3 protein-coding genes and 1 other RNA gene are annotated in these 3,380 nt (G+C 55.6%); 3 read left to right on the top strand and 1 reads right to left on the bottom strand.

Annotated elements, in window-relative coordinates:
* From AAC083_RS07080 to AAC083_RS07070, 3 genes are all read left to right on the top strand, one after another.
* On the top strand, positions 1-305 hold a 305-nt coding region (locus AAC083_RS07080), incomplete at its 5' end, for a TSUP family transporter (protein ID WP_146181607.1).
* 101 nt (positions 306-406) lie between these two features.
* Positions 407-503: signal recognition particle sRNA small type (gene ffs, locus AAC083_RS07075), an RNA gene on the top strand.
* A gap of 164 nt (positions 504-667) precedes the next feature.
* Positions 668-1,498: a hypothetical protein gene (locus AAC083_RS07070; RefSeq protein ID WP_181364677.1), complete on the top strand. Its 831-nt coding sequence runs from the start codon at positions 668-670 to the stop codon at positions 1,496-1,498.
* A gap of 6 nt (positions 1,499-1,504) precedes the next feature.
* Here the strand turns inward: AAC083_RS07070 and AAC083_RS07065 are convergent, their stop codons facing one another.
* Positions 1,505-3,157 (bottom strand): sensor domain-containing diguanylate cyclase, encoded by a 1,653-nt coding sequence (locus tag AAC083_RS07065; protein ID WP_108536183.1) that lies wholly within the window; start codon positions 3,155-3,157, stop codon positions 1,505-1,507.
* Positions 3,158-3,380: the final 223 nt, after the last annotated feature.

Raw genomic sequence — 3,380 nt, 5'->3', positions numbered from 1 at the left:
TGCCCTATCTCAGCTGGAACAGCGTGCCGATACGCAGCGCCGTAGCGGCCTCTGCCGCCTGCAGCATGCCCATCGCCCTGGCGGGCAGCCTCAGTTACCTCTATGCCGGCTGGGGCAATGCCTCCCTGCCAGAATGGAGCCTGGGTTTCATCTACCTGCCCGCCTTACTCGGCATAGTGCTCACCAGCACCCAGTTTGCCCGTGTGGGGGCAAAGCTTGCCCATAGACTTTCCCCGCAACGGCTCAAGCAGGCGTTCGCCCTGCTGATGTTGCTGGTGGGGGCCAAGTTCATGCTGTTTAGCTGATTCATTCGGCAGATTGTTGAAAAATAAGGCAAACGGTTCGTCCCTCGGTAGAAAGCCATTGCAATGAAACGGGACTTTGCTATTCTCGTCGCCGGTGGCCCCATTGGTCCTCTCGCATTGATAACTCGTCAACCTGGTCAGGACCGGAAGGTAGCAGCCAAGGCGGGGGACTCGAGTGCCGGGATGCGGCTGGTGGGGTCACCACCTTTTTCTGTAATTCCCTTTTAAGATCAGTAACTTAGCTTGTTGAAGGCAAGCTGTTTGTGTATCACTGTCACACAAACTGGCACAAAATCCTCATAGGGGGTGCCATATGTACTTACTGAATAGAAACGGTATTTACTACTATCAACGAGCACACCATGTGCAATGGTCGCCGTCAGACCTTCCGTAAATCCCTCAAAACAAGAGACAAGGCACAAGCCCAGCTCTTGGCTCTTCAAATTCACTTCAATCATTCCAGCCCTGATGTGCAGCAAGCTGTATGCATCTCCGATGCTGCTTGCCGTGATGTCATGTCTAAACCCGTTGGGTTTGAAGCTGAAGCATCAACGACACAAGATCCCCCGCTAAACGGGCACGTTCACATCCCTGCTTGCACCGGCAGCCCCTCTGGGGTCGAGTCCCCCGCTGTACCTTCCGAACACACATCACCAGACCAAGAAGAAAAGCTTTCCGGTCACGTAAAGTCATACATTGCGGAAAAGCAATTGTCATGGGCACCTAAAGAGACCAAAAACCAGCAAAACTACATCAGCACCTTTATTGAACACGTTGGCGATAAGTGTCTGTCTGACTACACAAAGGCTGATGTTGTCTCGTTCAAAACTTGGCAGTTGGGTTCTGGCAAATCACAGACGACTATCAACAAGTACCTTCAGAAAATGAGTTTGTTGTTTAGTTGGCTATCAGACCACACAGAGCAAACAACAAACATCTTCAAGGGCCTGAAGCTGAAGAGGGTCAAAGAGGTCAATGTGAGATTTGGTTACACAGATCCAGAGTTGAAACAGTTTGATGTATGGGCCAAGGAACAAGAGCCGTGGCGCATGTTCATCGCCATGATAGGGCGATACCACGGACTGCGTTCTAATGAAGCTTGCCTGCTCTACAGCGACGATATAGAGCAAGTTAATGGTATCTGGTGCTTCAACATACGAGCCCATGGCCAAGTCCTGTGCGCCCCCAAATGACGGTGTCTAGCCGGTGATCACGTGCTCCTGGGCATCAGCAGGCGGTGCTACTAGAGGGGGTGGCACGGCGTCATGGATGAGGGCACTTTGGTCGTTGGCCACCACAATTTGGTTGCGACCACGATGCTTGGCTTCATAGAGCGCCTTGTCGGCCTGCTTCAACACGGCACTAAGATCGTCGTTCCCCTCGCCAGGCCAATAGGCGACGCCGAGCGAGATGGTAATGTGCCCGGTGCCGGGCATGGGATGGGTGGCTACCCGTTGGCGCAGCCGTTCGGCGATCTCGTGGGCAAGGTGGAGCGGCAGCTCGGGCAGCAGCACCAGAAACTCCTCGCCACCGCTGCGACACAAGGCATCTGCCTGTCTGGCTCCCTGCTGCATCAGGCTGGCCAGCGCGCTGAGCACCTGGTCCCCGACATCGTGGCCGAAGCTGTCATTGATCTGCTTGAAGTGGTCTATGTCCAGCGCTATCACAGCGAGAGGCCGGCCCAGGGCCTGATAGTGATCCAGCATCTGTTGCATGCCCCTTCGATTGGCGAGGCCCGTCATAGCGTCGGTGTGGCTGTCGCTGTGCAGCTTATCAATCTTAGTATTGAGCAGACCCAGCCCTTTGAGCATGGCTTGCTTGAGCTGGGCCGCCTCGAAGTACCAGACCCGGATCCTGGCGATGTTTTTCAGTGCCTCCTGCTGATCCATCAGCTTGGCCTTGTTGGCCAGCTGCCACAGGGGCCTGGAGATGAAGATGGCGGAAATCCAGATGAAGAGCAGGATCAGCAGATTGATGGGAATGAGCTTGAACAGCACTGTCATCATCTGCGTGTCCAGCCCGGCCAGGGTGGCGGTGCGGGGGCGCTGTGCGACGACTCCCCAGTGGGTCTGCTGGATGGGGGCGAATCCGGCCAGCATGTCAGTGCCCTCGTCATTTGTCAGTTCCAGCGCCCCCTCTTCGCCGTTTAGTACCTTGTCGACCACCGCATTGTCGCGGATCTTTTCGCCTACCCTGGCGTTGTCCGGGTGGTAGATGCGAGTTCTGTTGCGGTCAACCACATAAAGGGAAGAGCCATCCCGGTAGTAGTGCTGGCCCAATATGCCGGAGAGCATGTTCTGTGACTGGAGGTAGATGGTGCCCGTCACATAGCCCAGATAGGTTTGCTCCTTGTCGAAGATAGGGTAGGAGATGCTGATGAGATAGTTGCCCGAGAGTGAAACGAACGGATCTGTGATCATCGGCTGGTGGGTCGTGATGGACAGCTTGGCGCTTTGGGAGGTGAGCTTGGCACCCTTTATCTGCAGCGTATCGGGATAGACGGCCATGACCATGGCATCGGCATTCACGATGGCCACCGAGTTGAAGGTCGCCGTTTGTTGTTGCAGCCGCCGTACTTCGCTCAAGAGGGTATTGTGATCCGTCATGGCGGGGGCGAGGAGGGCGGCGCTGTAGGCCAGCTGGCTCTGACTGGACTGGATCATGGTGTTGGTCATCTCGGCCAGCTTGGCCGCATAGACGCGATTGGCATCCAGGGTGTTGCTGATCAGCAGTGCCCGCTGTGCTTCGTAGGTGGCATAAAAACTGTTGCCCAGAGTCGCCATGACGCTGATGACGGCCAGTACGAGTATGAGGCGGCGCAGGTCAATTTTCAGGAACCGAGGAGGTAGCATGAGCAGGCAGGCGTCCGGTATCAAGGTGCGGTAGTGGAAATCAGCCGGTTGATTCTAATGGAGCCCACTGTCGAAAAGCTACTACTATCCGGCCTGACCTACCTACCTTCAATGCCTTGATCAAAAAGATGATCTGGTCTCTCTTCCCCATCATTGGCTGACGCGGTTCACGCAATAAAGGCCGTCATGGGGCCGCCATCCCTGGTGGGGACCTCTCCCGGGA

It is taken from the genome of Aeromonas sp. HMWF014 (genome assembly GCF_963878295.1).
GTDB lineage: Bacteria > Pseudomonadota > Gammaproteobacteria > Enterobacterales > Aeromonadaceae > Aeromonas > Aeromonas popoffii.
This window is presented reverse-complemented; position numbering and strand designations above follow the sequence as displayed.

What these genes read in the sequence shown, in the direction of transcription:
- AAC083_RS07065 (WP_108536183.1), bottom strand. Translation starts at nt 3,157, where the DNA reads ATGCTACCTCCTCGGTTCCTGAAAATTGACCTGCGCCGCCTCATACTC.
- AAC083_RS07070 (WP_181364677.1), top strand. Translation starts at nt 668, where the DNA reads ATGTGCAATGGTCGCCGTCAGACCTTCCGTAAATCCCTCAAAACAAGA.